25 protein-coding genes are annotated in these 24,585 nt (G+C 72.7%); 9 read left to right on the forward strand and 16 right to left on the reverse strand.

The genetic code is table 11. The annotated features are described in order from the left end of the window. Positions 1-2: 2 nt before the first annotated feature. Positions 3-1,484 carry an MFS transporter gene (locus tag ABZO31_RS02860; RefSeq protein WP_406859281.1) on the forward strand — a complete coding sequence of 494 codons (1,482 nt, stop codon included), beginning with the start codon at positions 3-5 and terminating at the stop codon, positions 1,482-1,484. An 88-nt stretch (positions 1,485-1,572) separates the two neighbouring features. Here ABZO31_RS02860 and ABZO31_RS02865 read toward each other — a convergent pair whose 3' ends face one another. From ABZO31_RS02865 to ABZO31_RS02875, 3 genes are all read right to left on the reverse strand, one after another. Further along, on the reverse strand, positions 1,573-2,238 hold the full coding sequence (locus ABZO31_RS02865; protein WP_406859283.1) for a response regulator: 666 nt from the start codon (positions 2,236-2,238) through the stop codon (positions 1,573-1,575). A 111-nt stretch (positions 2,239-2,349) separates the two neighbouring features. Next, complete coding sequence (locus ABZO31_RS02870; RefSeq protein WP_406859285.1) at positions 2,350-3,552, reverse strand: sensor histidine kinase; 1,203 nt, start codon at positions 3,550-3,552, stop codon at positions 2,350-2,352. Between the two features lie 98 nt (positions 3,553-3,650). Continuing rightward, entirely contained in the window at positions 3,651-4,346 is a 696-nt protein-coding gene (locus tag ABZO31_RS02875) for a TetR/AcrR family transcriptional regulator (protein ID WP_406859286.1), read from the reverse strand. 131 nt (positions 4,347-4,477) lie between these two features. On the opposite strand from ABZO31_RS02875, the gene ABZO31_RS02880 reads away from it, so the two are divergent. Then, entirely contained in the window at positions 4,478-4,951 is a 474-nt protein-coding gene (locus tag ABZO31_RS02880) for a nitroreductase family deazaflavin-dependent oxidoreductase (protein WP_406859288.1), read from the forward strand. 119 nt (positions 4,952-5,070) lie between these two features. On the opposite strand, the gene ABZO31_RS02885 is transcribed toward ABZO31_RS02880, so the two are convergent. Then, entirely contained in the window at positions 5,071-6,507 is a 1,437-nt protein-coding gene (locus tag ABZO31_RS02885; RefSeq protein WP_406859289.1) for a geranylgeranyl reductase family protein, read from the reverse strand. A gap of 109 nt (positions 6,508-6,616) precedes the next feature. On the opposite strand from ABZO31_RS02885, the gene ABZO31_RS02890 reads away from it, so the two are divergent. Both ABZO31_RS02890 and ABZO31_RS02895 read left to right on the forward strand, forming a co-directional pair. Continuing rightward, positions 6,617-7,981: a dipeptidase gene (locus ABZO31_RS02890; protein ID WP_406859290.1), complete on the forward strand. Its 1,365-nt coding sequence runs from the start codon at positions 6,617-6,619 to the stop codon at positions 7,979-7,981. Positions 7,982-8,058: 77 nt separating this feature from the next. Then, complete coding sequence (locus tag ABZO31_RS02895; protein ID WP_406859291.1) at positions 8,059-8,757, forward strand: MBL fold metallo-hydrolase; 699 nt, start codon at positions 8,059-8,061, stop codon at positions 8,755-8,757. A 63-nt stretch (positions 8,758-8,820) separates the two neighbouring features. On the opposite strand, the gene ABZO31_RS02900 is transcribed toward ABZO31_RS02895, so the two are convergent. Further along, complete coding sequence (locus tag ABZO31_RS02900) at positions 8,821-9,861, reverse strand: NUDIX hydrolase (RefSeq protein WP_406859292.1); 1,041 nt, start codon at positions 9,859-9,861, stop codon at positions 8,821-8,823. Between the two features lie 162 nt (positions 9,862-10,023). Here ABZO31_RS02900 and ABZO31_RS02905 point away from each other — a divergent pair, with 162 nt between their 5' ends. Next, on the forward strand, positions 10,024-10,227 hold the full coding sequence (locus ABZO31_RS02905) for a hypothetical protein (RefSeq protein WP_406859293.1): 204 nt from the start codon (positions 10,024-10,026) through the stop codon (positions 10,225-10,227). Positions 10,228-10,390: 163 nt separating this feature from the next. Here ABZO31_RS02905 and ABZO31_RS02910 read toward each other — a convergent pair whose 3' ends face one another. After that, positions 10,391-11,341 (reverse strand): ROK family protein, encoded by a 951-nt coding sequence (locus tag ABZO31_RS02910; protein ID WP_406859294.1) that lies wholly within the window; start codon positions 11,339-11,341, stop codon positions 10,391-10,393. 184 nt (positions 11,342-11,525) lie between these two features. Here ABZO31_RS02910 and ABZO31_RS02915 point away from each other — a divergent pair, with 184 nt between their 5' ends. Continuing rightward, positions 11,526-12,503: a LacI family DNA-binding transcriptional regulator gene (locus ABZO31_RS02915; RefSeq protein WP_406865238.1), complete on the forward strand. Its 978-nt coding sequence runs from the start codon at positions 11,526-11,528 to the stop codon at positions 12,501-12,503. 36 nt (positions 12,504-12,539) lie between these two features. On the opposite strand, the gene ABZO31_RS02920 is transcribed toward ABZO31_RS02915, so the two are convergent. The 5 genes from ABZO31_RS02920 to ABZO31_RS02940 form a co-directional block, all read right to left on the reverse strand. After that, positions 12,540-13,856 (reverse strand): DUF6986 family protein, encoded by a 1,317-nt coding sequence (locus tag ABZO31_RS02920; RefSeq protein WP_406859295.1) that lies wholly within the window; start codon positions 13,854-13,856, stop codon positions 12,540-12,542. A gap of 168 nt (positions 13,857-14,024) precedes the next feature. After that, positions 14,025-14,987: an electron transfer flavoprotein subunit alpha/FixB family protein gene (locus tag ABZO31_RS02925; protein ID WP_406859296.1), complete on the reverse strand. Its 963-nt coding sequence runs from the start codon at positions 14,985-14,987 to the stop codon at positions 14,025-14,027. A gap of 56 nt (positions 14,988-15,043) precedes the next feature. Continuing rightward, a complete protein-coding gene (locus ABZO31_RS02930; protein WP_406859297.1) occupies positions 15,044-15,829 on the reverse strand; it encodes an electron transfer flavoprotein subunit beta/FixA family protein in 786 nt (261 codons plus the stop codon). Positions 15,830-16,020: 191 nt separating this feature from the next. After that, entirely contained in the window at positions 16,021-16,527 is a 507-nt protein-coding gene (locus ABZO31_RS02935) for a flavin reductase family protein (protein WP_406859298.1), read from the reverse strand. Positions 16,528-16,724: 197 nt separating this feature from the next. After that, positions 16,725-17,048 (reverse strand): TlpA family protein disulfide reductase, encoded by a 324-nt coding sequence (locus tag ABZO31_RS02940; RefSeq protein ID WP_406865239.1) that lies wholly within the window; start codon positions 17,046-17,048, stop codon positions 16,725-16,727. Positions 17,049-17,294: 246 nt separating this feature from the next. Here ABZO31_RS02940 and ABZO31_RS02945 point away from each other — a divergent pair, with 246 nt between their 5' ends. After that, the gene (locus tag ABZO31_RS02945) at positions 17,295-18,017 is read left to right on the forward strand and encodes a lysophospholipid acyltransferase family protein (RefSeq protein WP_406859299.1); all 723 of its coding nucleotides are present in this window, start codon (positions 17,295-17,297) and stop codon (positions 18,015-18,017) included. Between the two features lie 13 nt (positions 18,018-18,030). Here ABZO31_RS02945 and ABZO31_RS02950 read toward each other — a convergent pair whose 3' ends face one another. From ABZO31_RS02950 to ABZO31_RS02965, 4 genes are all read right to left on the reverse strand, one after another. After that, positions 18,031-18,717, reverse strand: a complete 687-nt coding sequence (locus ABZO31_RS02950) for a B3/4 domain-containing protein (RefSeq protein ID WP_406859300.1) — start codon at positions 18,715-18,717, stop codon at positions 18,031-18,033. A 116-nt stretch (positions 18,718-18,833) separates the two neighbouring features. Then, a complete protein-coding gene (locus tag ABZO31_RS02955) occupies positions 18,834-19,931 on the reverse strand; it encodes a threonine aldolase family protein (RefSeq protein WP_406859301.1) in 1,098 nt (365 codons plus the stop codon). Then, positions 19,910-20,671, reverse strand: coding sequence for an SDR family NAD(P)-dependent oxidoreductase (locus tag ABZO31_RS02960; RefSeq protein ID WP_406859302.1), 762 nt, complete (start codon positions 20,669-20,671; stop codon positions 19,910-19,912). The genes ABZO31_RS02955 and ABZO31_RS02960 overlap by 22 nt, the downstream gene beginning before the upstream one ends. Positions 20,672-20,706: 35 nt before the next feature. Then, positions 20,707-22,113: a DUF6421 family protein gene (locus tag ABZO31_RS02965; protein ID WP_406859303.1), complete on the reverse strand. Its 1,407-nt coding sequence runs from the start codon at positions 22,111-22,113 to the stop codon at positions 20,707-20,709. Positions 22,114-22,498: 385 nt separating this feature from the next. Between ABZO31_RS02965 and ABZO31_RS02970 the strand changes: the two genes are divergently transcribed. Next, positions 22,499-23,182 (forward strand): glycerophosphodiester phosphodiesterase, encoded by a 684-nt coding sequence (locus ABZO31_RS02970; RefSeq protein WP_406859304.1) that lies wholly within the window; start codon positions 22,499-22,501, stop codon positions 23,180-23,182. Positions 23,183-23,197: 15 nt separating this feature from the next. On the opposite strand, the gene ABZO31_RS02975 is transcribed toward ABZO31_RS02970, so the two are convergent. Continuing rightward, a complete protein-coding gene (locus ABZO31_RS02975; protein WP_406859306.1) occupies positions 23,198-23,749 on the reverse strand; it encodes a GNAT family N-acetyltransferase in 552 nt (183 codons plus the stop codon). A gap of 145 nt (positions 23,750-23,894) precedes the next feature. Between ABZO31_RS02975 and ABZO31_RS02980 the strand changes: the two genes are divergently transcribed. Then, positions 23,895-24,485, forward strand: a complete 591-nt coding sequence (locus tag ABZO31_RS02980; protein ID WP_406859307.1) for a DUF5134 domain-containing protein — start codon at positions 23,895-23,897, stop codon at positions 24,483-24,485. Positions 24,486-24,585 lie beyond the last annotated feature (100 nt).

Consider the following 24,585-nt stretch of genomic DNA (forward strand, 5'->3'; position numbering starts at 1 on the left):
GCATGACCACTCCGCTCAACTCCCCTGCGCCACAAGACCGATGGAGCCCCCGCCTGTGGGGGACCCTGCTCGTGCTCTGCGCCGCCATGTTCCTCGACGCCCTCGACGTCTCCATGGTCGGTGTCGCGCTGCCGTCCATCGCCACCGATCTCGGCCTGTCCACCGCCACGCTCCAGTGGATCGTCAGCGGCTACATCCTCGGCTACGGCGGGCTGTTACTCCTCGGCGGCCGCGCGGCAGACCTCCTCGGCCGCCGCCGGGTCTTCCTCATCGCCCTCGCCGTCTTCGCCCTCGCCTCGCTCCTCGGCGGACTGGTCGACTCCGGACCGCTGCTGATCGCCAGTCGCTTCATCAAGGGCCTGAGCGCCGCCTTCACCGCGCCCGCCGGCCTCTCGATCATCACCACGACCTTCAAGGAGGGCCCGCAGCGCAATCGGGCCCTGTCCATCTACACCACCTGCGCCGCCACCGGCTTCTCCATGGGCCTGGTGCTCTCCGGCCTGCTGACCGAGCTCAGCTGGCGCTGGACGATGCTGCTGCCCGCACCGGTCGCCCTGATCGCGCTGGCCTTCGCCCTGAAGCTGATCCCGCACAGCGCCCGCGAACAGGGCCGCGGCGGTTACGACCTGCCGGGCGCCGTCACCGGCACGGCCGCGATGCTGCTGCTCGTCTTCACCGTCGTCCAGGCCCCCGAGGCCGGCTGGGGCTCGGCCCGCACGCTGCTGTCCTTCCTCGGCGCCGCCCTCCTGCTCGCCGCCTTCGTCGCGATCGAACGGCGCAGCGCGAGCCCGCTGGTGCGGCTCGGAGTGCTGCGCTCCGGCTCGCAGGTGCGGGCCCAGCTCGGCGCGGCCGCGTTCTTCGGCTCGTACGTGGCCTTCCAGTTCATCGTGACCCAGTACATGCAGGCGCTGCTCCACTGGTCGGCGCTGCAGACGGCGCTGGCGTTCCTGCCGGCCGGTCTGCTGGTGGCGCTGTCCTCGACGAAGATCGGCGCGGTCGTCGACCGGTTCGGCACCCCGCGGGTGATCGCGGCCGGCTTCACGCTGCTCGTCGTCGGCTACGCGCTCTTCCTGCGGATCTCGCTCACCCCGCAGTACGCGGCGGTCATCCTGCCGTCGATGCTGCTGATCGGCGCGGCCTGTGCCCTGGTCTTCCCCTCGCTCAACATCCAGGCCACCAACGGGGTGGCGGACGACGAGCAGGGCATGGTCTCCGGTCTGCTGAACACCTCCATCCAGGTCGGCGGGGCGATCTTCCTGGCCGTCGTCACCGCGGTGATCACGGCGGGCGGGCACACCGGCGGTTCGCCGCAGGCGGTCCTGGACAGTTTCCGGCCGGGTCTCGCCGTCGTCGCCGTCATCGCCCTCGCCGGTCTGCTGATCACGCTGCCGGGGCTGCGGACCCGGCGGAGCCGGCCGGAGTCGCTGATCGTGGCGAAGTCCGAGACGCGGCCCGCCCAGGAGCCGGTCGGAGCGCGCGACTGACCCGGCGTTTCTCACAAGACGTCCGTGCCCGCACGGGGGCGGGCACGGAACCGGGGCGGCCGCAGGCACTGCGGCCGCCCCCGCGCGCTCAGCCCAGCCAGCCGGGGCGCACCAGCCCCGACTCGTAGGCCAGGACCACCAGTTGGGCGCGGTCGCGGGCGCCGAGCTTCACCATGGTCCGGCTGACGTGGGTCTTGGCGGTCAGCGGGCTGACGACCAGACGGCGGGCGATCTCCTCGTTGGACAGACCGATGCCGACCAGGGCCATCACCTCCCGTTCCCGCTCGGTGAGTTCGTCGAGGCCGTGCGGCCCTGCGGGGCCCTTGGAGCGGGCCGCGAACTCCTCGATCAGGCGGCGGGTGACGCCGGGCGAGAGCAGCGCGTCGCCGTCGACGACGGCACGCACCGCCCGCAGCAGCTCCTCCGGTTCGGTGTCCTTGACCAGGAAGCCGGACGCGCCGGCGCGGATCGCCTCGAAGACGTACTCGTCGAGCTCGAAGGTGGTCAGCATGACCACCCTGACGTCGCCGAGCCCGTTGTCGCCGGTGATCGCGCGGGTCGCGGCCAGGCCGTCGAGCCGCGGCATGCGGATGTCCATCAGGACGACGTCCGGCCGCAGTTCACGGACCAGCGCCACAGCCTCGTCGCCGTCCGCGGCCTCCCCGGCCACCTCGATGTCCGGCTGGGCGTCGAGCAGGGCCCGGAAGCCGGCCCGCACCAGCAGCTGGTCGTCGGCGAGCAGGACGCGGATCACGGGGTCTCCTTCGGACGGATCACGGGGTCTCCTTCGGACGGATCACGGGGTCTCCTTCGGACGGATCACGGGGTCTCCTTCGGACGGATCACGGGGTCTCCTTCGGACGGATCACGGGGTCTCCTTCGGACGGAGGGGGAGCCTGGCGCGGACCCGGAACCCGCCGTCGGGCCGGGTGCCCGCGTCGATCGTGCCACCGAGGGCCGCCGCCCGCTCGCGCATGCCGGCCAGGCCGTTGCCGCTGCCGCCGGCGTCGTCGCCGGTGGCCGGGCCGTCGTCGTCGATCTGCAGCCGCAGCGCGTCGGGGTGCTGCTCGACGTGGACGCGGGCGGTGCGGGAGCCGGAGTGGCGGACGACGTTGGTGAGCGCCTCCTGGACGATGCGGAAGGCCGCGAGGTCGGCGCCGGGCGGGACGGGGGCCGGGTCGCCGGTGCGGGCGACGTCGACGGCGAGTCCGGCCGCCGCGGCCAGTTCGACGAGTTCGGGGAGCCGGTCGAGGCCGGGCGCCGGGGTGCGGGGGGCGTCGCCGGGGGTCCGCAGGGAGTCGAGGACCTGGCGGACCTCGCCGAGCGCCTCCTTGCTGGCGGCCTTGATGGTGGTGAGCGCGGTACGGGCCTGCTCCGGGTCGCCGTCGAGGAGCGCGAGGCCGACTCCGGCCTGGACGTTGATGACGGACAGGGAGTGCGCGAGGACGTCGTGGAGTTCGCGGGCGATGCGCAGCCGTTCCTCGTCGGCGCGGCGGCGTTCGGCCGCGGCACGCTCGGCGCGCTGCTGCGCCCACTGCTCGCGGCGGACCCTGACCAGCTCGGAGGCGGTGAGGATCGCCACCACGAAGCCCGCGACGGCGAGTTCCTGGCCCCAGGGGGCGGGGCCGTCGCCGGCGGGCGGCAGGTACCGGTAGAGCCAGTGGCCGGCCAGGACGTGGCCGAGCCAGAGCAGCCCGAGCGCCCACCAGGCGGCGCGCCGCCGGCCGTGCACGATCGCGGCGTAGCAGGCGACGGCGACGGTGACGAAGACCGGTCCGTACGGGTAGCCGGCGGCGAGGTACACGAGGGCGGTGGCGGCGACGCCGAACACGACCGGGACCGGCCGGCGGTGGCGGAACAGCAGCAGTGCCGGTCCGGCGAGCAGCAGGATCCGGGCGTACACGTCGAGCGGCTGCCGGTCGAGCTGGCCGCGCGAGGCGAAGCCGGTACCGACGAGGACGAACGCGGCGATCAGCAGCGTGGACCGCCAGGGCAGCCGGGCACCCGGCTCCGTGTCGGCCCAGTGGCGCAGCCACGGGGGGCCGGCGGCGCGGCGCTGTTCGTCCATACGGCCACGCTAGACGCGGCGGGCGGGCGGCGGCGTCAGCCGCGCGTGGTGATCGCCCGTACTCCCGGAGGAGTACGGGAGGCCCGCACCGGGTCGCGTCAGAGGCGCGGCAGCAGACCGGCCTCGCGGCCGAGGCGTGCGGCGGCGTCGTCGAAGAAGGTGTCGCGGTCCTCGACGACCCGGTGGAACTGGCCGAACACCTCGAAGGAGATCGTCCCGAAGAGCTGCGCCCAGACGGCGACCAGGGTGACGGCGACGGCGGGCGGCAGATCGGGGGCGAGGTCGGCGGCGATCCGCTCGGCCTCGGGGCGCAGCCGGCCGTCGAGCGGCGGCAGCGAGATGCGGTCGGAGGTGTACGCGTCGCGCAGGATCGCGATCAGGACGCGGCCGACGCGGGCCGCGGGGCCGACGGTGTCCTGCGGGGCGCTGTAGCCGGGGACCGGCGAGCCGTAGATGAGGGCGTACTCGTGGGGGTGGGCGAGGGCCCAGGCGCGGACGGCGCGGCAGACGGCGGTCCAGCGGGCGGGGTGGTCGGCCTTCGGGGCGGCGGCGAGGGCGGCCTCGGCGGCCTCGCCGACGGCGTCGTAGGCGTCGACGATCAGGGCGGTCAGGAGGTCGTCGCGGCTGGGGAAGTAGCGGTAGAGGGCGGAGGAGACCATGCCGACCTCGCGGGCGACGGCACGCAGGGACAGCTTGGCGGCGCCGTCGGCGGCGAGCTGCCGGCGGGCCTGGTCCTTGATGGTCGCGGTGATCTCGGCCCGCGCCCGGGCGCGGGCTCCTTGAACGCTGGTCATGGGATCAGTGTGCCATCAAAACGGAGCACTGCACACAAACGAGAGCATCGCTCTTGCTTGTGAGCGCCGATCCGTGCACACTGATCTCAAGCGAGAGCACTGCTCACACTTTGCTTCCGGAGGAGATCCCGATGTCCGCTCAGCCGCAGCCCAGCCCGTCCGCGCACGTCATCAAGCCCGGCTGGTTCACGATCAACGTCTTCAACCGCGCCGTCGCGTGGATGACCCGCCGCGGCATCAGCGTCTGGGGCTCCCGCGTCCTCGCCGTCCGCGGCCGCAAGACCGGCGAGTGGCGGCGCACCCCCGTCAACCTGCTGACCTTCGACGGCGGCCAGTACCTCGTCGCCCCCCGCGGCCACGTCCAGTGGACCCACAACATGCGCGCGGCCGGCGGCGGCGAACTGCACCTCGGCAAGCACGTCACCCCGTTCACCGCCGTCGAGCTCGCCGACGACGAGAAGCCCGCCCTGCTGCGGGCCTACCTCAAGCGCTGGAAGGCCGAGGTCGGCGTCTTCTTCGGGGGCGTGGGCCCGGACTCCTCCGACGAGGAGCTGCGCGCCATCGCCCCCAAGCACCCGGTCTTCCGCATCACCACCACCGGATGACCCCGGCCCGGCCCCCGGGCCGGCGGCGCAGGCGCACACGACGACGGCGGCCCGCCGGGCTCGTCGCCCGCGACGGACCGCCGCCACACCCCCTGCCAGGACTCCTCGTCGACTCCTCGTCAGGACTCCTCGTCGGCTCCCGTCGGCTGCGTCACGCCCCTGCTCGGACCGGGGCCGCCCACCAGACGGCGGTCCACCACGTCCAGGGCGCGGCGCGCCACCCCGTTCGTCCGGACCATGCCGGCGAGCGAGGTGACCCCGCGCGTGATGTCCGCGAACGCGTTCCAGGCCGGCCGCAGTCCGGTGATCGTCGCGTGCAGCAGACCCGGCCGGCGCTCGAACATGGCCAGCATCCGGCGCCCGACGGCCATCTCCACACCAAGCCCGGCCTTGATCGCGAAGGCGTAGTTCAGCGCCTGCCGCCGCGCGTCCACCGCGTCGCCCGCCTCGGCGATCCTGACCGCCCACTCCCCGGCGAGCCGGCCCGAGCGCAGCGCGTACGAGATGCCCTCGCGGGTCCACGGCTCCAGCAGGCCCGCCGCGTCGCCACAGACCAGGACGCGGCCCCGGGACAGCGGCGAGTCGTCGCTGCGACAGCGCGTCAGATGCCCGGACGAGATCGCCGGCTCGAAGCCCGCGAGCCCGAGCCGGGCGATGAAGTCCTCCAGGTACCGCTTGGTCGCGGCGCCCTCGCCGCGCGCCGAGATCACGCCCACGGTCAGCGTGTCGCCCTTGGGGAACACCCAGCCGTAACTCCCCGGCATCGGGCCCCAGTCGATGAGGACCCGGCCCTTCCAGTCCTCGGCCACCGTGGCCGGCACCGGGATCTCCGCCTCCAGGCCCAGGTCGACCTGATCGAGCTTCACCCCGACGTGCGCTCCTATCCGGCCCGCGCTGCCGTCCGCGCCGACCACCGCGCGCGCGAGGACCGTCTCGCCGTCGGCCAGCACCACGGCGACCGTGCGCCGGTCCGGCACCGCCGGTCCGTGCTGCTCGACCCGGGCGACGGCCGCCCCGGTCCGCAGCTCCGCGCCGGCCTTCTGCGCCTGCTCGACCAGACCGGCGTCGAACTCCGGCCGGTTGATCAGGCCGAAGAGCATGCGGCGCGACCGGCGGGTGCGGGCGAACCGGCCGTTCATCGAGAAGGTGACCGCGTGCACCCGGTCCTGCAGGGGCAGTTCGAAGCCGGGCGGCAGCGCGTCGCGGGACGGGCCGATGATGCCTCCGCCGCACGTCTTGTACCGGGGCAGCTCCGCCTTCTCCAGGAGCAGCACGCGCCGCCCGGCCACGGCCGCCGCGTACGCCGCCGAGGCCCCGGCGGGGCCGGCTCCCACCACGACGACGTCCCACACACCCTCGGGCTCACCCGGACGTTCGGGCTCCGCGCCGGCCGCGGGCTCCGCGCCGGGCCCGGTCCCTTCCGGGTCGCCTGCCCGGACGCCGTCCGCCGCGGACTGCCCCGCGCCCGCCTCTGCCGCTCCGGCGTCTGCGTTCTCGCTGCTCACGATGTGCTTCTGCTCCTGATCCGACCCGGTGGTGCCTGCTCTTCTCGGCATCCTACGGCGCGGCCTTCGGGTGCCCGCGCCGTAGGATCGGCCATGCGTTCGCCGTACAACCGAAACGGCGTTCGTCCTCTCTAACGTCGCACCCACCAGGAGCGTGCCCATGACCGCCCATCCGATCGCCGAGACCGTTGCGTCCCTGATGCCCCGCGCCAAGACGGAGCTCGCGGAGCTGGTGGCCTTCCAGTCGGTGGCGGACGAGGCCGTGGCCCCGCGCAGCGAGTGCGAGGCCGCCGCGAACTGGGTGGCCGACGCGCTGCGCGCGGAGGACTTCCAGGACGTCGCGCTGCTCGACACCCCCGACGGTACGCAGTCTGTGTACGGCGTGCTGCCCGGTCCGGCCGACGCGCCGACGGTTCTTCTCTACGCGCACTACGACGTGCAGCCGCAGCTGGACCCGTCGGCGTGGATCTCCCCTGCTTTCGAGCTGACGGAGCGCGACGGCCGCTGGTACGGGCGCGGCGCGGCCGACTGCAAGGGCGGCTTCATCATGCACCTGCTCGCCCTGCGCGCCCTCAAGGCCAACGGCGGCGTGCCGGTGACGGTGAAGATGATCGTCGAGGGCTCGGAGGAGCAGGGCACCGGCGGCCTGGAGCAGTACGCCGAGGCGCACCCTGAGCTGCTGACCGCGGACGCCATCGTGATCGGCGACACGGGCAACTTCCGGGTCGGTCTGCCGACCGTGACCGCCACGCTGCGCGGCATGACGATGGTCCGGGTCCAGATCGACACCCTGGAGGGCAATCTGCACTCCGGGCAGTTCGGCGGCGCCGCGCCGGACGCCCTTGCCGCGCTGATCCGCGTCCTGGACACGCTGCGCGCCGAGGACGGCTCCACGGTCATCGACGGGCTGCCCGCGGACGCGGTCTGGGACGGTCTGCAGTACCCGGAGGAGGACTTCCGCAAGGACGCCCGCGTCCTGGAGGGTGTGGAGCTGCCGGGCCACGGCACCGTGGCGGACCGCATCTGGGCCCGTCCGGCCGTGACCGTCGTCGGCATCGACTGCCACCCGGTGGCCGGCGCCACGCCGTCGATCCCGCGGACCGCGCGCGCCCAGATCAGCCTGCGGGTGCCGCCCGGCCAGGACGCCGGCGAGGCGACGAAGCTGCTGTTCGCGCACATGGAGAAGCACGTGCCGTGGAACGCGCGGGTGAGCTTCGAACAGGTCGGCCAGGGCCAGCCGTTCCGTGCGGACGTCACCAGCCCGGCGTACACCTCGATGGCCGAGGCGATGAAGCTGGCGTACCCGGGCGAGGAGATGCAGGCGTCCGGCATGGGCGGCTCGATCCCGCTGTGCAACACGCTGGCCGCGCTGTACCCGGAGGCCGAGATCCTGCTGATCGGCCTGAGCGAGCCGGAGGCGCAGATCCACGCGGTGAACGAGTCGGTGTCGCCGGAGGAGCTGGAGCGGCTGTCGGTCGCCGAGGCGCACTTCCTGCTCAACTACGCCCGCTCGAAGCAGAACTGATCCGCTCCGCCCTCGGCGGAATCGGCCGAGGGCAGAGAAGTGTGCGGCGGACGTGCGCGGATGCGTACGTTCGCCGCATGGACGTCACCGTCGAACTCACCGAGATCACACCCCGGCTCCACCAGCTGGACTTCTCCATCGGCCAGGCCCATCTCTGGCGCGACGAGGAGGAGTTGACGCTGATCGACGCCGGCTGGACGGGCGCCGCCGACGCGGTCGACGCGGCGATCCGCTCGGCCGGCCTCGACCCGGCCCGGCTGCGCCGGATCGTGCTCACGCACTGCCACCGCGACCATGTGGGCTGCGCCCAGGAGTTGGCGGAACGGCACGGCGCCGAGATCCTCGCCCACCGCCTGGACGCGCCGGTGGTACGGGGCGAGGCGCCGGTCCCCGAGCCGGTCCTGCTGGACTGGGAGCTCCCGCTGTACGCGCACGGACTCACCGTCCCCGTCGCGCCGCCGACGCGGGTGGACCGGGAGCTGGAGGACGGCGACGAACTGGGCTTCGGCGACGGGGCGTTCGTGGTGCACACCCCGGGACACACGGACGGCTCGATCGCCGTCCATCTGCCCCGGCACGGCGTGCTGTTCACCGGTGACACGGTGGCCGCGGTCCAGGGAGTGACACTGGGCGTCTTCCACACCGACCGGGAACGGGCCCGCGCGTCGATGCGACGGCTCGCCGGACTCGCCCCGTCGGTGGTGTGCTTCGGTCACGGCGTCCCCCTGACGGAGAACGCCGCGACCGTCCTGAAGCGGGCGGCGGAGGCGGCCTAGGGCCTGTCCGGCGGATCAGGGTCGGAAAGGGCTCTAGGTCATCGGCCGGCGCGGCTCATGCCGTCAGCCGACCGGGACGCCGCCCTCCAGGTTGAGCACGGTGCCCCGTTCGCGGGCGCGCAGCGCCCAGCGCAGCCGCTGGTAGCGGACCGGGGGCAGCAGTTCGGCGGCCTCGGCCTCGGTCACGAACCGCCAGCCGCGCAGTTCGGCACCGGGCAGCAGGAGTTCGGCGGCGGCCGCGGCGGGGAGCGTCCCGCCGTCGAAGAGGAAGCGCAGTCCGCCGTACCCCGGGGGCTGCGGCTGCTCCCAGTCGACGACGAGCAGACCCGGCGGGGCGTCCAGCCGCAGCCCCAGCTCCTCGGCGACCTCGCGGACCCCGGCCCGGGCGGGCGACTCTCCGGCCTCGACGACGCCGCCGGGGAACTCCCAGCCGGCCTTGTACGTGGGGTCCACGAGCAGTACCCGGTCCTGCTCGTCGAAGAGCAGCACCCCGGAGGCCACGGTCTCGCTCGTCGGCTCGGGGGTCTGCACGATCCCGCAGGGCCGGGCCGCGCCGTTGCGGAGCGCCTCGGCGACGGTCGCCGCGGTGGCGGCGGGCGTGAGGCTCGAGTTGTCGACGACGTACGCGTCCTCGCCGAGCCAGCCGCCGAGCGCGGCGAGGTACGGGTCGATGTGGTCGTACGCCCAGTTCCGGACCCGCTCGTTGCCCTCCGGGTCGTCCGCGTACTCCTCGCGGCCGGCTATGCGACCGCGCAGGATCGTTTCGTCAGTTGCGAGCAGCACATGCCGGACCTCTATGCGGCGGGCCGCCAGACCGCCGAAGATCTCGTCCCGGTACTCCTGGCGGAGCAGGGTCATCGGGACCACGAGCGTGCCGCCGACCTCGGCGAGCAGCGCGGCGGCGGTGTTCACGACCATGCGCCGCCAGATCGGCAGGTCCTGGAAGTCGTCGACCTCGGCGAGGCGCTTCGGCGGCAGCAGGTGGCGCAGTCCGAAGCCGGTGAGTTCGGGGTCGTACAAGGTGCTGTGCGGGATCAGCTCGACCAGTTCGCGCGCGGTGCTGGTCTTGCCCGCGCTGAACGTTCCGTTGATCCAGACGATCACAGTGCCCCCTCTGTATAGCCCCTTGGTGGGGTTGCCCCCACCACCCTGCCATGACGAACGCCGGGGTGTGAGTCGTCTCACGGCCCGAACCACGCGGCCCGCCGAGGCGTGACACTTCGCAACGGAGCCTCGTTGATCGGGCAATGACAAGGGGGTGCGGACATGCGCACGGTGTTGGAACGGTTTCCCGCAGGCGGCCCGCGGGGCAGTTGGCCGGCCGAGGAGTACGCACGGGCACGCCGGGAAGAGGGCCTGCCGGCGCAGGTCGTGATGGACCTGGAGTCGGACGCGTTCCTGGTGGTCGTCCCGCAGCAGCCGACGGGGGAACGCACGGCGGGGACGGGAGCGGAACCGGCGGCGGCCTGAGACCGGGCCGACGGCCCGGTCGGCCGGGCGAATCGGGTGGGGAGAGGCGCCGCACGGATGTCCGGCGCGGGTGGCCGGGTGGGAATCCGTCATTCCGTCGGACTGCCGAATCAAGGCCCACGGGCCGTCGGGCCTCCCGGGCCGCGCGGCACCGGACCCGCCGTCAGGCCCCCTGCTTCTCCGCCGTCAGCGGGCCGCAGGCGGCCGCGGCCGCGCCGAGGAGGCCGGCGTCCGTGCCCGTGAGGGCGGGCACGACGGTGAGGTCGCGGACGAAGGACAGTGTGGCGTACGCGCGCAGGCTGCGCCGCAGCGGCGCGAACAGGACCTCGCCCGCCCCGGCCACTCCCCCGCCCACCACGGCGATGTCGAGCTCGACGAGGTGGGCCGTGGCGGCGATCCCCGCGGCGAGCGCACGCGCCGCCCGGTCGAAGGAGGCCTGGGCGATCGGGTCGCCGGCCCGGGCCGCGGCGGCGACCGCGGCGGCCGAGGCGTCGCCGTCCCGGCCGGGCCGCCAGCCGGCGTCGAGGGCGCGGCGGGCGAGGTGCGGGCCGCTGGCGATGCGTTCGACGCAGCCGCGGGCCCCACAGGCGCAGGGGTCGCCGTCCAGGTCGACGCTGATGTGCCCGATGTGACCGGCGTTGCCGGTGGGTCCGGGGTGGAGGCGGCCGCCGAGGACGAGTCCACCGCCGACGCCCGTGGAGACGACCAGGCAGAGCGCGTTGTCGTACCCGCGGGCCGCGCCCTGCCAGTGCTCGGCCGCGGTCATGGCGACGCCGTCGCCGACCAGGGTGACGGGGCGGCCGTCGACGGCCCGGCGCACCCGTTCGACCAGCGGATAGTCGCGCCAGCCGGGGATGTTGACAGGGCTGACGGCACCCCGCGCCGCGTCCACCGGCCCGGCGCTGCCGATGCCGACCGCCCGGACCGACGGCCAGAGCGGCCCGGCCGTGAGCTCCGCGAGGACCCCCTCGACCGCGCGCATCACCGTCTCGCCGTCCTCCCGCGCCGGCGTGGGGCGCTGCGTCCGGACGAGGATCCCTCCGGAGCCGTCCACGAGCGCGCCGGCGATCTTGGTGCCGCCGATGTCGAGAGCGGCGACGAGCTCGGTGTGCATGGGTGCGGGATCTCCGGGGAAGGCAGGGGGAGGCTTGGTCGAGATCCAGTCTCCCCGCCTCTGACAACGTTGTCCAGGGCCTATGCTCGACAACATCTCCCGCCGGGACCGAGGAACAGAGGAACAGCGCACCGTGGCCGACTCCACCCGCCCCTCCGACCGTCGCTACGGCACGCGGCCCACCATGAAGGACGTGGCCGCGCGCGCCGGGGTGGGCCTCAAGACGGTCTCCCGGGTGGTCAACGGAGAGCCCGGGGTCACCGCGGACACCGAGCGCCGGGTCCAGGAGGCCATCGATTCGCTGGGCTTCCGCCGCAACGACAGCGCCCGGGTGCTCCGCAAGGGCCGCACCGCCTCGATCGGCCTGGTCCTGGAGGACCTCGCGGACCCCTTCTACGGGCCGCTCAGCCGCGCCGTCGAGGAGGTCGCCCGGACCCACGGCGCGCTGCTGATCAACGGCTCCAGCGCCGAGGACCCCGACCGCGAACAGGAGTTGGCGCTCGCGCTGTGCGCCCGGCGGGTGGACGGGCTGATCGTGATCCCGGCCGGCTCCGACCACCGCTATCTGGAGCCCGAGATCCGGGCCGGCATCGCCACGGTGTTCGTGGACCGCCCGGCGGGCGGCATCCGCGCGGACACCGTGCTCTCGGACAGCTTCGGCGGGGCGCGCGAGGGCGTGGCCCATCTGATCGCCCACGGCCACCGCCGCATCGGCTTCCTCGGTGACCGGCCGCACATCCACACCGCGACCGAGCGGCTGCGCGGCTACCGCGCGGCCATGGACGACGCGGGCCTGCCGGTGGACGAGGCCTGGGTCTCCCTCGGCCCCACCGATCCCGGCCCGGTCCGCGCCGCCGTCACCGCGATGCTGACCGGCCCGGCCCCGGTCACCGCCCTCTTCGCGGGCAACAACCGGGTGACCGTCACCGCCGTCCGGGTGCTCGCCGAGCACCCAGCGCCGGTGGCCCTGGTGGGCTTCGACGACATCGAGCTGGCCGATCTGCTCGGCATCACGGTCGTCGCCCAGGACGCCGCCGCCCTGGGCCGCACCGCGGCCGAGCGGCTCTTCCGCCGTCTCGACGGCGCGGAGGAGCCGCCCGCCCGCATCGAGCTGACGCCCACGCTGATCCCGCGCGGCACGGGCGAGATCCCGCCCGCCTGAGTCAGCGGCGGGCGAGCCCTGACGAGGCCGTGGCCGTCACTGGGCCGTGGCCGTCAGGTCGCCGCGCCGCGGGGCGGCGAAGCGGTCGAGGTCGGCGCGGGTCAGACCGGTGAGGGCGTCGACCTCGGGGGTGTCGAGGGCGCCGCAGTCGATGCCGCGCAGCAGGTAGGAGCTGAGGGCCTTGGCGGTCGCGGGCTCGTCCATGACGTCGCCGCCGGCGTGGTTGGCGTACGCGGAGAGGCGCTTGGCGGCGGCCTCGAAGCCCTCGCGGTAGAACGCGAAGACGGCGGCGTACCGGGTGGGGATGTGGCCCGGGTGCATGTCCCAGCCCTGGTAGTACGCGCGGGCCAGGGCGCGGCGGGTGAGCCCGTAGTGCAGCTTCCAGGCCTCGTGGACGTGGGCGGTGGAGCCGACCGGGAGGACGTTGGTGGAGCCGTCGGAGACGCGTACGCCGGTGCCGGCCGCGGCTACCTGCATGATCGCCTTGGCGTGGTCCGCCGCCGGGTGGTCGCTGGCCTGGTAGGCGGCGGAGACGCCGAGGCAGGCGCTGTAGTCGAAGGTGCCGTAGTGCAGTCCGGTGGCGCGGCCCTCGGCGGCGTCGATCATGCGGGCGACGGCGGCGGTGCCGTCGGCGGCGAGGATGGCCTGGCTGGTCTCGATCTGGATCTCGAAGCCGAGGCGGCCGGCGTCGAGGCCGTGGGCCTTCTCGAAGGCCTCCAGGAGCCGGACGAAGGCGGAGACCTGCTCGGGGTAGGTGACCTTGGGCAGGGTGAGCACCAGGCCGTCGGGCAGGCCGCCGTGCTCCATCAGGCCGGTGAGGAAGACGTCGGTGGTGCGGATGCCGCGGTCGCGGACGGCGGCCTCCATGCACTTCATCCGGATGCCCATGTACGGGGCGGCGGTGCCTCCTCCAGCCTCCGGCCGGGAGGTGACCCCGGCGTACGCCTCGGCGATCAGGCGGGCGGCGCGGGCGGCGTCGGCGTCCTCGTCCTGTCCGGCGTAGCCGTCCTCGAAGTCGACCCGGAGGTCTTCGATCGGCTCGCGCTCCAGCTTGGCGCGGACGCGGCCGTACACGTCCTCGGCGAGGGCGTCGGAGAGGCCGAGCACGCGGGCGAAGGTGCCGGCGTCGGGGGCGTGCTCGTCGAGCGCGGCAAGGGCCTGGTCGCCCCAGGAGCGGATGGTGTCGGCGGCGAAGACGTTGCCGGGTACGTAGACGGTGTGGACGGGCTGACGGGTGCCGGGGTCTCCGGGGTAGCGCCGGTCGAGCTCGGCGTCCACCGTGGCGAGGGAGGCGCTGATGCCCTCGCTGACCGCGCCGGCGAGGCTCGTCGACACCTTCTCCTGCTGACCCATCCCACATCCTCCTGTTTTCCGCTGCACGGAATCAACAATCCGTATAGCGAAGTTAGTAGTCCGCCGGGACCTGCGTCAATGGTTGCCCGAAACGGCCGGGGGCCGCGCGGCGATATTTCGCCGCGCGGCCCCCGGGCCGTACAGAACAGCAGGTCAGCCCTGCGAGGCTCAGCCCTTGCGGGTCTTGATCTCCTCGGTGAGCTGCGGGACGACGTCGAAGAGGTCGCCCACGACGCCGTAGTCGACGAGCTCGAAGATGGGCGCCTCGGCGTCCTTGTTGATCGCGACGATCGTCTTCGAGGTCTGCATGCCGGCGCGGTGCTGGATCGCGCCGGAGATGCCGGAGGCGATGTACAGCTGCGGCGACACGGACTTGCCGGTCTGGCCGACCTGGTTGGAGTGCGGGTACCAGCCGGCGTCCACCGCGGCGCGGGAGGCGCCGACGGCCGCACCGAGCGAGTCGGCGAGGGACTCGATGATCGCGAAGTTCTCGGCGCCGTTGACGCCGCGGCCGCCGGAGACCACGATCGCGGCCTCGGTCAGCTCCGGACGGCCGGTCGACTCGCGCGGGGTGCGCGAGGTGACCTTGGTGCCGGTGGCCAGCTCGCCGAAGGACACGGACAGGGCCTCGACGGCGCCGGCGGCCGGGGCGGCCTCGACCGGGGCGGAGTTCGGCTTGACCGTGATGACCGGAGTGCCCTTGGAGACACGGGACTTGGTGGTGAAGGACGCGGCGAACGCGGACTGCGTCGCGACCGGGCCCTCGTCACCGGCCTCCAGGTCCACGGCGTCGGTGATGATGCCGGAGCCGATGCGGACGGCGAGGCGGGCGGCGATCTCCTTGCCCTCGGCGGAGGACGGGACCAGCACGGCGGCCGGGGAGACGGCCTCGTACGCGGCCTGGAGGGCGTCGACCTTCGGGACGACCAGGTAGTCGGCGAACTCCGGGGCGTCGGCGGTGAGGACCTTCACGGCGCCGTGCTCGGCCAGGGCCGCGGCGGTGTCGGCGGCGCCGTTGCCGAGGGCGACCGCGACCGGCTCGCCGAGGCGGCGGGCCAGCGTCAGCAGCTCCAGCGTGGGCTTGCGGACGGCTCCGTCGACGTGGTCGACGTAGACGAGAATCTCAGCCATGGGACTTCAATCTCCTGCGAACGAAAAGGGGGCGGGTGAGATGGCTCGCGCGAGCCTTAGATGAACTTCTGGCTCGCGAGGAACTCGGCCAGCTGCTTGCCGCCCTCGCCCTCGTCCTTGACGATCGTGCCCGCGGTGCGCGCGGGACGCTCGGCGGCGGAGTCCACCGCGGTCCAGGCGCCCTCGAGGCCGACCTCGTCGGCGTCGATCTCCAGGTCGTCCAGGTCGAGCTCCTCGACCGGCTTCTTCTTGGCGGCCATGATGCCCTTGAAGGACGGGTAGCGGGCCTCGCCCGACTGGTCCGTCACGGAGACGACGGCCGGCAGGGACGCCTCGAGCTGCTCCGAGGCGGTGTCGCCGTCGCGACGGCCCTTCACGACGCCGTCCTCGATGGAGACCTCGGAGAGCAGGGTGACCTGCGGGACGCCCAGGCGCTCGGCCAGGACGGCGGGCAGGACGCCCATGGTGCCGTCGGTGGACGCCATGCCGGCGATGACGACGTCGTAGCCGACCTTCTCGATCGCCTTGGCGAGCACCAGCGAGGTGCCCATGACGTCGGTGCCGTGCAGGTCGTCGTCCTCGACGTGGACGGCCTTGTCGGCACCCATGGACAGCGCCTTGCGCAGCGCGTCCTTGGCGTCCTCGGGGCCGACGGTGAGCACGGTGACCTCGGCGTCGTCCGCCTCCTCGGCGATCTGCAGCGCCTGCTCGACCGCGTACTCGTCGAGCTCCGACAGCAGGCCGTCGACCTCGTCGCGGTCGACCGTCAGGTCGTCGGCGAACTTCCGGTCGCCGGTGGCGTCCGGCACGTACTTCACACAGACAACGATCCTCAAGCTCACGCCGGCTCTCCTACTGCATCGTCATTACTGAGCTGCCTTGTCAAGGGGCAGCATAGGCGCCTGAAGGGCGGGTTTTCCGGTCGGGGCGTCCGACGCCCCCGACGGGATATTACTCGTCAGTACACCCAGTTCGTTACCAGTGAGCAAGCGCTCAGGCGTGTGACCTTGCCAACGCCGCGCGCCGGGAACGCTCAGTCGCGCAGGGCGTTGAAGCGACCCTGGTGGTACAGCAACGGGCGGCCCTCGCCCCGCGGGTCGCCGTCGACGACCTCGGCGATGACGATCCGGTGGTCGCCGGCCGGGACCTTCGCCACCACACGGGCCACCAGCCAGGCGAGGACGCCGTCGAGCAGCGGGACCCCTTCGGGGCCGGGCCGCCAGCGGGTGGGCGGGGCGAAGCGGTCGGCGCCGCTGCGCGCGAAGGTGGCGGCGAGCCCGGACTGGTGCTCGCCGAGTATGTGCACGCCGATGTGCTCGGCCTCGGAGAGCACGGGCCAGCTGGACGAGCCGGTGCCCACTCCGAAGGAGATCAACGCGGGTTCCGCGGACACGGAGTTGAGGGAGGTGGCGGTGAAGCCGACGGGGCGGTCACCGTGGGCGGTGACGACCGCGACGCCGGCGGCGTGCTGCCGGAAGACGGAGCGGAGAAGATCGGAGCTGGCCTGCCGAGTGGTGCGGAGCTCGGGCGAAACCGTCATCGAGTTGTCCTTCTGCGGGGGAGACGTACGGGGCCTGGGGTTACCGGACACCCGGACAGCGCGCACTCGCGTTGCGGGCCAGATCCACGTCGGCCCGCCCATGGAGAAGGAGTTCTGGGGGCAGCACCTCGTCAGGGTGACGATCGTTGCCGTACACAGTCAAGCGGGTCCCGACATGTGGGAGACATGTCACGCCGTCAGACCGCTCGACCCAGCGCCGCGATGACGTCCGCCTTCCGCGGCTGCCCCGACGCCCGCCGGACGATCCGGCCGGCGCGGTCGAGGACGAACACGGTCGGGGTGCGGGCGATGCCGAGTTCGCGGACGAGGTCGAGCCGCTCCTCCGCGTCGATCTCGACGTGCCGCACCCCCTCGACCATGTCGGCCACCTCGGCGAGGGTGCGGCGGGTGGCCCGGCAGGGCTGGCAGAAGGCAGTGGAGAACTGGACGAATGTGGCCCGCTCCCCCAGCTCGGCGCCCAGCCGGTCCGCGTCGAGAATCACCCTCGACCGGTCCTCCATCGGTGTCATCGCCCGCTTCCGTCCCTGTTCCGGCGCCCTTCGCCGCTCCCCCGGTGCAGCGTCCCACAGCGCCGTTCGATTCCCGCCACGAACACCGGGAGTGACGAGAATCTCCCTGTACGCAGGCGTCAGGACTGGTCAGCGCGGCCCACATGGGGCACGATCTCCCAAAGCCGCAAACCTACGGCTGCGTAACTTCCGCCGGGAGAACCCTCCCCGGGCATTCGAGAAGGGGTTCCTCCCAAGATGGCAGAGCTCGTCTATCGGCCGGTCATCGGCGCCGCGCTCACGATGTTCAAGGCGCTCGACCTGAAGATCGACACCAAGGGTTCCGAGCACATCCCGAGGACCGGCGGCGCCGTGCTGGTGAGCAACCACATCAGCTATCTGGACTTCATCTTCACGGGCCTGGCCGCGCTGCCGCAGAAGCGGCTGGTGCGGTTCATGGCGAAGGACTCGGTCTTCAAGCACAAGATCTCCGGTCCGCTGATGCGCGGCATGAAGCACATCCCGGTGGACCGCTCCCAGGGTGAGCACGCGTACCAGCACGCGCTGGAGTCCCTGAGGGCCGGCGAGATCGTGGGCGTGTTCCCCGAGGCGACCATCTCCCAGTCGTTCACCCTGAAGAGCTTCAAGTCGGGCGCGGCGCGCCTGGCGCAGGACGCCGGGGTGCCGCTGATCCCGATGGCGCTGTGGGGCACCCAGCGGGTGTGGACCAAGGGCCGTCCGCGGAACTTCAAGCGCAGCCACATCCCGGTGACGATCCGGGTCGGCGAGCCGATCGAGGCGCCGGCGGACCAGTACGCGGGCGCCCTCACGCGACGCCTGCGCGAGCGCGTCCAGGAGCTCCTGGAGGCGGCGCAGCGGGCGTACCCGGTGCGCCCGAAGGACGCGACGGACACCTGGTGGGTACCGGCGCACCTCGGAGGCACCGCGCCGACCCCGCAGGAGGTCAAGGACCGGGGCTGACCCGCCCCGCGCCTCAGACGGGGCTGTGGACGGTGATCCGCGCCCCGGGGCTGAGCCTCTCCAGGGACTCGGCGAGCTCGGCGCCCGCGGCGACCAGGGCGTCGACGGTCATCGGGGCCAGCGACTCCAGCAGGAAGATCGCGTTCTCCGTGGCGTCGTCGATCCGGGTGCGCGGGCCCTGGCGCCAGTTCCAGCGGCGGCAGGTGACGCCCTCGTCGTCGCACCAGACGATCTCGCCGGTCTCCGGGTGCTCGACGGTCTGCTCGCCGCCGGCCGTGGTCGTGAACGGCTCGTCCCCGACGGCCCGGATCAGCCGCATGTCGCCCTGGATGCGGTCGAGGTCCTCGCCGCCGGCCGGGATCAGGTGGGCGACGCTGATCGCGTTGTAGGCGTCGACGAGCCGGTTGATCCGGGGCAGTCCGCCGTCCGCGAGCGCCCGCCGGGCCAGCGCCTCGGCGGAGTTGCGGGTACGGGACGGCTTGGCGCCGAAGGCGGTGTACGCGGCGCGCCAGGCGGCGATGTGCGGGTCCTGGTCGGGCGTACGGCCGTCGAGCCGCTCGGCGAGCCGCCGCGCGGCGTCGTCGAGCAGAGCCGAACTGGCGTCGTCACTGGGCCCGTTGACGAGTCCGCGGGCCTCGATGGCGAGATGGGTGAAGCCGGGGACGAGGGTCCGTACCCCGTCGGAGACGATGAATCGCATGCGGTACAGCTTACCGGACCGGGCAGTCCACTCCACTGCACTGACATTCGGCGACGAAGCGGCCCGCCGGGGTCCCTCTCAGGACTCCGGCGGGCCGCCGTCGGTCTCGCGCGGTCTCAGCCGCGCGCCATCTCTTCCTTCAGCGCCTGGAGGAACGCGTCCACGTCGTCCTCGCGGGTGTCGAAGGAGCACATCCAGCGGACGTCGCCGGCCGCCTCGTCCCAGAAGTAGAAGCGGAACCGCTTCTGGAGCCGCCGGGTGACCTCGTGCGGCAGCCGCGCGAAGACCGCGTTGGCCTGCACCGGGTAGAGGATCTCCACCCCGTCGATCTCGCGCACGCCGGCCGCGAGCCGCTGCGCCATCTCGTTGGAGTGCCGCGCGTTGCGCAGCCACAGGTCCTTGGCGAGCAGCGCTTCGAACTGCACCGAGAGGAACCGCATCTTGGACGCGAGCTGCATGGACATCTTGCGCAGGTGCTTCATGTGGCTGACCGCGTCCGGGTTGAGGACGACGATCGCCTCGCCGAACAGCATGCCGTTCTTGGTGCCGCCGTACGAGAGCACGTCGACGCCGACCGCGTTGGTGAACGCCCGCATCGGCACGTCCAGGGACGCGGCCGCGTTGGCTATCCGGGCGCCATCGAGGTGCACCTTCATGCCCAGGCCGTGGGCGTGCTCGACGATCGCCCGGATCTCGTCCACCGTGTAGACGGTGCCCAGTTCGGTGTTCTGGGTGATCGAGACGACCTGGGGCATGGCCCGGTGCTCGTCGTCCCAGCCCCAGGCCTGCCGGTCGATCAGCTCGGGAGTGAGCTTGCCGTCCGGGGTCGGCACGGTGAGCAGCTTGAGGCCCGCCATCCGCTCCGGGGCGCCGCCCTCGTCCACGTTGATGTGCGCGGTCTCAGCGCAGACCACCGCGCCCCAGCGGTCGGTCAGCGCCTGCAGGGCGGTGACGTTCGCGCCGGTGCCGTTGAAGACCGGGAAGGCCTCGGCGGTCGGGCCGAAGTGGCTGTGCATGATCCGCTGGAGGTGCTCGGTGTACTCGTCCTCGCCGTAGGAGACCTGGTGGCCTTCGTTGGCGAGGGCGATCGCCGCGAGGATCTCCGGGTGGACACCGGCGTAGTTGTCACTGGCGAAGCCCCGGACCGACGGGTCGTGGTGACGACGCGCGTCGGTCTTCGGGGGGACGCCGGTCACGGCTCGGGGGTCAGCCACAGACGCTGTCCATTCACTTCGGAGGCGGTCCGGTCCCAGAGCCCGGCGATGGCGTCGGCGAGTTCCTTGACGTCCGTGAAGCCGGCGAACTTGGCGTTGGGGCGCTCGGCGCGCATGGCGTCGTGCACCAGGGCCTTGATCACCAGGATCGCGGCGGCCGCCTGCGGCTCGGCGTCGCCGCCGGCCTTGCGGAACGAGTCCGCCATGGCGAGCGTCCAGGCCTCGGCCGCGGCCTTGCCGGCGTTGTACGCGGCGTTGGTGGCCACCGGCTTGTGCGCGCCGGACTGGCTGATCAGGACGTAGCGGCCGTTGCCGCTGCGCAGCAGCGGGTCGTGGAACGCGAGGGACGTGTGCTGGACGGTGCGGATGAGCAGCCGCTCCAGGAAGTTCCAGTCCTTCAGGTCGGTCTCGGTGAAGGAGGCGCTGCCGCGCCAGCCGCCGACCAGGTGGACCAGGCCGTCGACCCGGCCGAACTCCTTCTCGGTCTTGGCGGCCCACTCCTTGGTGGCCTCCAGGTCGAGCAGGTCGACCGTGTCGCCGGTGACCGTGGCACCGCCGTGCGCGTACCGGGCGGCGTCGACCGCCTCCGCGAGCCGCGCCGGGTCGGCGTCGGACGCCACGACCGTGGCGCCGGCCTCCGCCAGGCGCAGCAGGGCGGCCCGGCCCGCCGGTCCGGCCGCTCCCGCGACGGCGACCACCGCGCCGTCGAGCGATCCGCCGTTTCCGTTGCCGTTCGTCATGGGCGACGCCTCCTCCGTGTCCTCCGTGCGAGAGCTCACGCGGCAGCCTGCTCGGACCCCGCGGCGCTCGAGGCAGTGATCCCCTTCGTGGCGGCGATCACACCCTTGAGCTTCTTGGAAAGGGCCTCATAGAACATGCTGAGCGGAAACTCGTCCGGAAGCACGTCGTCGACGAGCTTGCGCGGCGGCTGGGTCAGGTCCAGGGCGTCGGGACCCTTGGCCCACTTCGAGCCGGGGTGCGGGGCGAGGTAGGTGGAGACCAGGTCGTACGCGGCGAACCAGTGGACCAGCTTCGGGCGGTCGATGCCGTCGCGGTACAGCTTCTCGATCTCGGCGCAGAGCTGGTTGGTGATCTCGGGGGCGCGCACCCAGTCGATCTGCAGCTTGTTGTCGGTCCAGCGGACGACGTCGTGCTTGTGCAGGTACGCGAAGAGCAGCTGGCCGCCGAGGCCGTCGTAGTTGCGGTTGCGGTCGCCGGAGACCGGGAAGCGGAACATCCGGTCGAAGAGCACCGCGTACTGGACGTCACGGCCGTGCTCGTTGCCCTCGGCCTCGAGCTTCACGGCCTCCTTGAAGGCGGTGAGGTCGCAGCGCAGCTCCTCCAGGCCGTACATCCAGAACGGCTGGCGCTGCTTGATCATGAACGGGTCGAACGGCAGGTCGCCGTGGCTGTGGGTGCGGTCGTGGACCATGTCCCACAGGACGAAGGCCTTCTCGCAGCGCTCCTGGTCCTCGACCATGGCGGCGATGTCCTCGGGCAGCTCGATGCCGAGGATGTCGACGGAGGCCTCGGTGACCTTGCGGAAGCGGGCGGCCTCGCGGTCGCAGAAGATGCCGCCCCAGGTGAAGCGCTCGGGGGCCTCGCGGACGGCGATGGTCTCGGGGAAGAGGACGGCCGAGTTGGTGTCGTACCCGGCGGTGAAGTCCTCGAAGGTGATGCCGCAGAACAGCGGGTTGTCGTAGCGGGTGGCCTCCAGCTCGGAGAGCCACTCCGGCCACACCATGCGCAGCACGACCGCCTCGAGGTTGCGGTCCGGGTTGCCGTTCTGGGTGTACATCGGGAAGAGCACGAGGTGCTGCAGGCCGTCCTCGCGGCGCGAGGCGGGGTGGAACTCCAGCAGGGAGTCGAGGAAGTCCGGCACGCCGAAGCCCTGCTCGGCCCACTTGCGCAGGTCGGCGACGAGGGCGCGGTGGTACGCGGCGCCGTGCGGGACCAGCGGGGAGAGCGTCTCGACGGAGTCGACGACGCGCTCGAGGGTCTTCTCGACGAGGGCACGGGAGGGCGCGCCGTCGGCCTCGAAGTCGATGGAGCCGTCCTTCGACTGCCAGGGGCGGATCTCCTCCACGGCCTTCTTGAGCGCCGGCCAGGCGGGGTGGTCGACCACACGCTCGCCGGTCGCTATGCCCCCGCTGATCGCGTCCTGCACAAGAATTTCCGTCATGCCTCTTCCTTCACAGGAGAACCTCGTGTCAAAACACCGTAACCATTCAGGGTTCTTCGAGACAAGAGGAGAGAGAAGAAATTATCCTGCCGACCCCCCATGGTCACCGTGATTTTTCCTGCGCGGCAGGGCGTCATCCACGTGTACGTACGGAATGACCATCTCCGCAGGAACGTCAAGGCGCGGCGGACGCGCCCACGCGCGGGTGAGGCGTCAGCCTCCATGGGGCGCGAAATCCCTGGAAGCAACGCCTCCGACGGCCCGTGCACGACCGATGGCATCGTCGGCGCCCGGCGCTAGGCTGCGCCCGAGCCGCGACGGCGCCCGGAAGGGACCCGGGCGTGCGGACCTCGACGGCCCGGCCATCGACGGAAGCGAGAAGATCTTGAGTTTCCTCACCATCGGTCATCGCGGAGTCATGGGTGTCGAACCCGAGAACACCCTGCGCTCCTTCGTCCGCGCGGAGCACGCGGGCATGGACGTCATCGAGCTCGATCTGCACCTGAGCAAGGACGGCGCGCTCGTCGTCATGCACGACGCGGAGGTCGACCGCACCACGGACGGCACCGGCCTGATCGCCGAGCAGACGCTCGCCGAGCTGCGCGGGCTCGACGCCGGACACGGCGAGCGTATCCCCGTCTTCGAGGAGGTCCTGGACGCGGTCCGGTCCCCGCTCCAGGCGGAGATCAAGGACGAGGCGGCGGCGCGGGCGCTGGCCGACGTGATGCACCGGCGCGACCTGGTCGGCCGGGTGGAGGTGTCGTCCTTCCACGACGCCGCGCTCGCCGAGATCAAGGACCTGGTGCCGGGGGTGCGGACGGCGCTCATCGCCAGCCGCTGGGGCGCGGACATCGTGGACCGGGCGAAGGCGGTCGGGGCGGAGAGCCTGGCACTGAACATCCGCCGGCTCTCCCTGGAGACCGTGGAGCACGCGCACGGCGAGGGCGTGAAGGTGATCGGATGGGTGGTCAACACCCAGGACCACCTGCGCCTCGTCCGGGCCCTGGAACTGGACGGCGCGGCGACCGACTACCCGGAGATCCGCCGCACCGGCCGCTTCACCGCCTGACCGGGCGGGCCGTCGTCAGACGAGTTCCTTCACCAGGAGCTCGAACTGCAGGTCGTCGCGCTGCGGCAGGCCGAAGCGCTCGTCGCCGTACGGGAACGGGGTCATCCGTCCCGTGCGGCGGTAGCCGCGCCGCTCGTAGTACGCGATGAGCTCGTCGCGCACCGAGATCACGGTCATGTGCATCTCGGTCACGCCCCAGCCCTCGCGCGCCTGCCGCTCGGCCTCGGCGAGGATCTCCCGGCCCAGGCCGCCGCCCTGCACACCCGGCCGGACCGCGAACATGCCGAAGTACGCCGCCTCGCCGCGGTGTTCCAGGTGGCAGCAGCCGATCAGCTCGCCGTCCCGCTCCACCAGGAGCAGCCTGGAGCCGTCCGCGGCGATGACCTCCCGCACGCCCTCGGGGTCGGTGCGCTGCCCCTGCAGGATGTCCGCCTCGGTCGTCCAGCCGGTGCGGCTGGAGTCACCCCGGTAGGCCGACTCGACCAGCGGGACCACGGCGGCGACGTCCGCCTCGACCGCGTCCCGGTAGCTGAGCGTTCCGGTCTCCCGGGGCAGTGCGGTGTCCATGGCTGTGGGGCTCCCCTCGTGGCGGCGGCGACTCCCCCGAGCGTAACTCCCGCCCGGCGCGCTCCCCCTGTACACCCCTGCGCTCGCGTAGCGGCCCGGAGGGGCGGGCATCCACGCAGCAGTGGCGGCGAGGGGGAGGTGGCCCGTGCACGGACCGGCGACGGTCGGGTGGCTGCTGGTGGCGCTGTGCGCGGCCTCGGGGGCGTACTGCCTGGTGCGGATGCGCAGCTGCGCGGGCGCGGAGCGGCGGGCTGCGGGCGGCGAGGCGCTGATGGGGTTCGGGATGGCGGCGATGGCCGTGCCCGCCGCGGTGTTCGCGCCGCCCGCGTGGAGCTGGGCCCTGTACGCGGTGGTGTTCGGCGGCGCGGCGCTGCGGGCACTGTGGCCGGCCCGGCACGGCGGGCACCATCTGCACCATCTGGTCGGCTCGCTGGCGATGGTGTACATGGCGCTGGCGATGGCGGTCCCGGCGATGTCGGCGACACAGGGAGCGCACGGGGCGCACGGCGGGGGCGGCATACCGACGGCGGGGCTGCCGCTGCTGACCGGCGCGCTGCTCCTCTACTACACCGTGTACGTCCTGCGGTCGGGGGCGCGGCTGGTGCCGGTGATGTCCGTGCCCGCGCCCTCGGCGGGGCCGGCCGCGAGGGTGGGCTGGACGGCGCGACCCGAGCTGACGGCGGTCTGCCGGCTGTCGATGGGGCTCGCCATGCTGGCGATGCTGGTGACGTTGTGACGATCGCGGCGGTGTGCGCGGCGGTGCCGTCCAAACCGTGGCGTACGTCACTTGCCGCGTACGGCCATACCCCCGGGTAGCACGGCCTCATAGGCTGGCG

Origin of the sequence: Streptomyces solicamelliae (assembly GCF_045348655.1) — a bacterium.
In the GTDB taxonomy this organism is placed as follows: Bacteria; Actinomycetota; Actinomycetes; order Streptomycetales; family Streptomycetaceae; genus Streptomyces; species Streptomyces solicamelliae.

Excerpts from the sequence above, each read along its gene's own strand:
- ABZO31_RS02890 (WP_406859290.1), top strand. The coding sequence starts at position 6,617 with ATGACCGCCCATCCGATCGCCGAGACCGTTGCGTCCCTGATGCCCCGC.
- ABZO31_RS02965 (WP_406859303.1), bottom strand. The coding sequence starts at position 22,113 with ATGACGGAAATTCTTGTGCAGGACGCGATCAGCGGGGGCATAGCGACC.
- ABZO31_RS02945 (WP_406859299.1), top strand. The coding sequence starts at position 17,295 with ATGGCAGAGCTCGTCTATCGGCCGGTCATCGGCGCCGCGCTCACGATG.
- ABZO31_RS02875 (WP_406859286.1), bottom strand. The coding sequence starts at position 4,346 with ATGACCAGCGTTCAAGGAGCCCGCGCCCGGGCGCGGGCCGAGATCACC.
- ABZO31_RS02880 (WP_406859288.1), top strand. The coding sequence starts at position 4,478 with ATGTCCGCTCAGCCGCAGCCCAGCCCGTCCGCGCACGTCATCAAGCCC.
- ABZO31_RS02925 (WP_406859296.1), bottom strand. The coding sequence starts at position 14,987 with ATGGCTGAGATTCTCGTCTACGTCGACCACGTCGACGGAGCCGTCCGC.
- ABZO31_RS02910 (WP_406859294.1), bottom strand. The coding sequence starts at position 11,341 with ATGCACACCGAGCTCGTCGCCGCTCTCGACATCGGCGGCACCAAGATC.
- ABZO31_RS02905 (WP_406859293.1), top strand. The coding sequence starts at position 10,024 with ATGCGCACGGTGTTGGAACGGTTTCCCGCAGGCGGCCCGCGGGGCAGT.
- ABZO31_RS02940 (WP_406865239.1), bottom strand. The coding sequence starts at position 17,048 with ATGGAGGACCGGTCGAGGGTGATTCTCGACGCGGACCGGCTGGGCGCC.
- ABZO31_RS02975 (WP_406859306.1), bottom strand. The coding sequence starts at position 23,749 with ATGGACACCGCACTGCCCCGGGAGACCGGAACGCTCAGCTACCGGGAC.
- ABZO31_RS02960 (WP_406859302.1), bottom strand. The coding sequence starts at position 20,671 with ATGACGAACGGCAACGGAAACGGCGGATCGCTCGACGGCGCGGTGGTC.
- ABZO31_RS02920 (WP_406859295.1), bottom strand. The coding sequence starts at position 13,856 with ATGGGTCAGCAGGAGAAGGTGTCGACGAGCCTCGCCGGCGCGGTCAGC.
- ABZO31_RS02870 (WP_406859285.1), bottom strand. The coding sequence starts at position 3,552 with ATGGACGAACAGCGCCGCGCCGCCGGCCCCCCGTGGCTGCGCCACTGG.
- ABZO31_RS02895 (WP_406859291.1), top strand. The coding sequence starts at position 8,059 with ATGGACGTCACCGTCGAACTCACCGAGATCACACCCCGGCTCCACCAG.
- ABZO31_RS02860 (WP_406859281.1), top strand. The coding sequence starts at position 3 with ATGACCACTCCGCTCAACTCCCCTGCGCCACAAGACCGATGGAGCCCC.
- ABZO31_RS02950 (WP_406859300.1), bottom strand. The coding sequence starts at position 18,717 with ATGCGATTCATCGTCTCCGACGGGGTACGGACCCTCGTCCCCGGCTTC.
- ABZO31_RS02935 (WP_406859298.1), bottom strand. The coding sequence starts at position 16,527 with ATGACGGTTTCGCCCGAGCTCCGCACCACTCGGCAGGCCAGCTCCGAT.
- ABZO31_RS02915 (WP_406865238.1), top strand. The coding sequence starts at position 11,526 with ATGAAGGACGTGGCCGCGCGCGCCGGGGTGGGCCTCAAGACGGTCTCC.
- ABZO31_RS02885 (WP_406859289.1), bottom strand. The coding sequence starts at position 6,507 with ATGCCGAGAAGAGCAGGCACCACCGGGTCGGATCAGGAGCAGAAGCAC.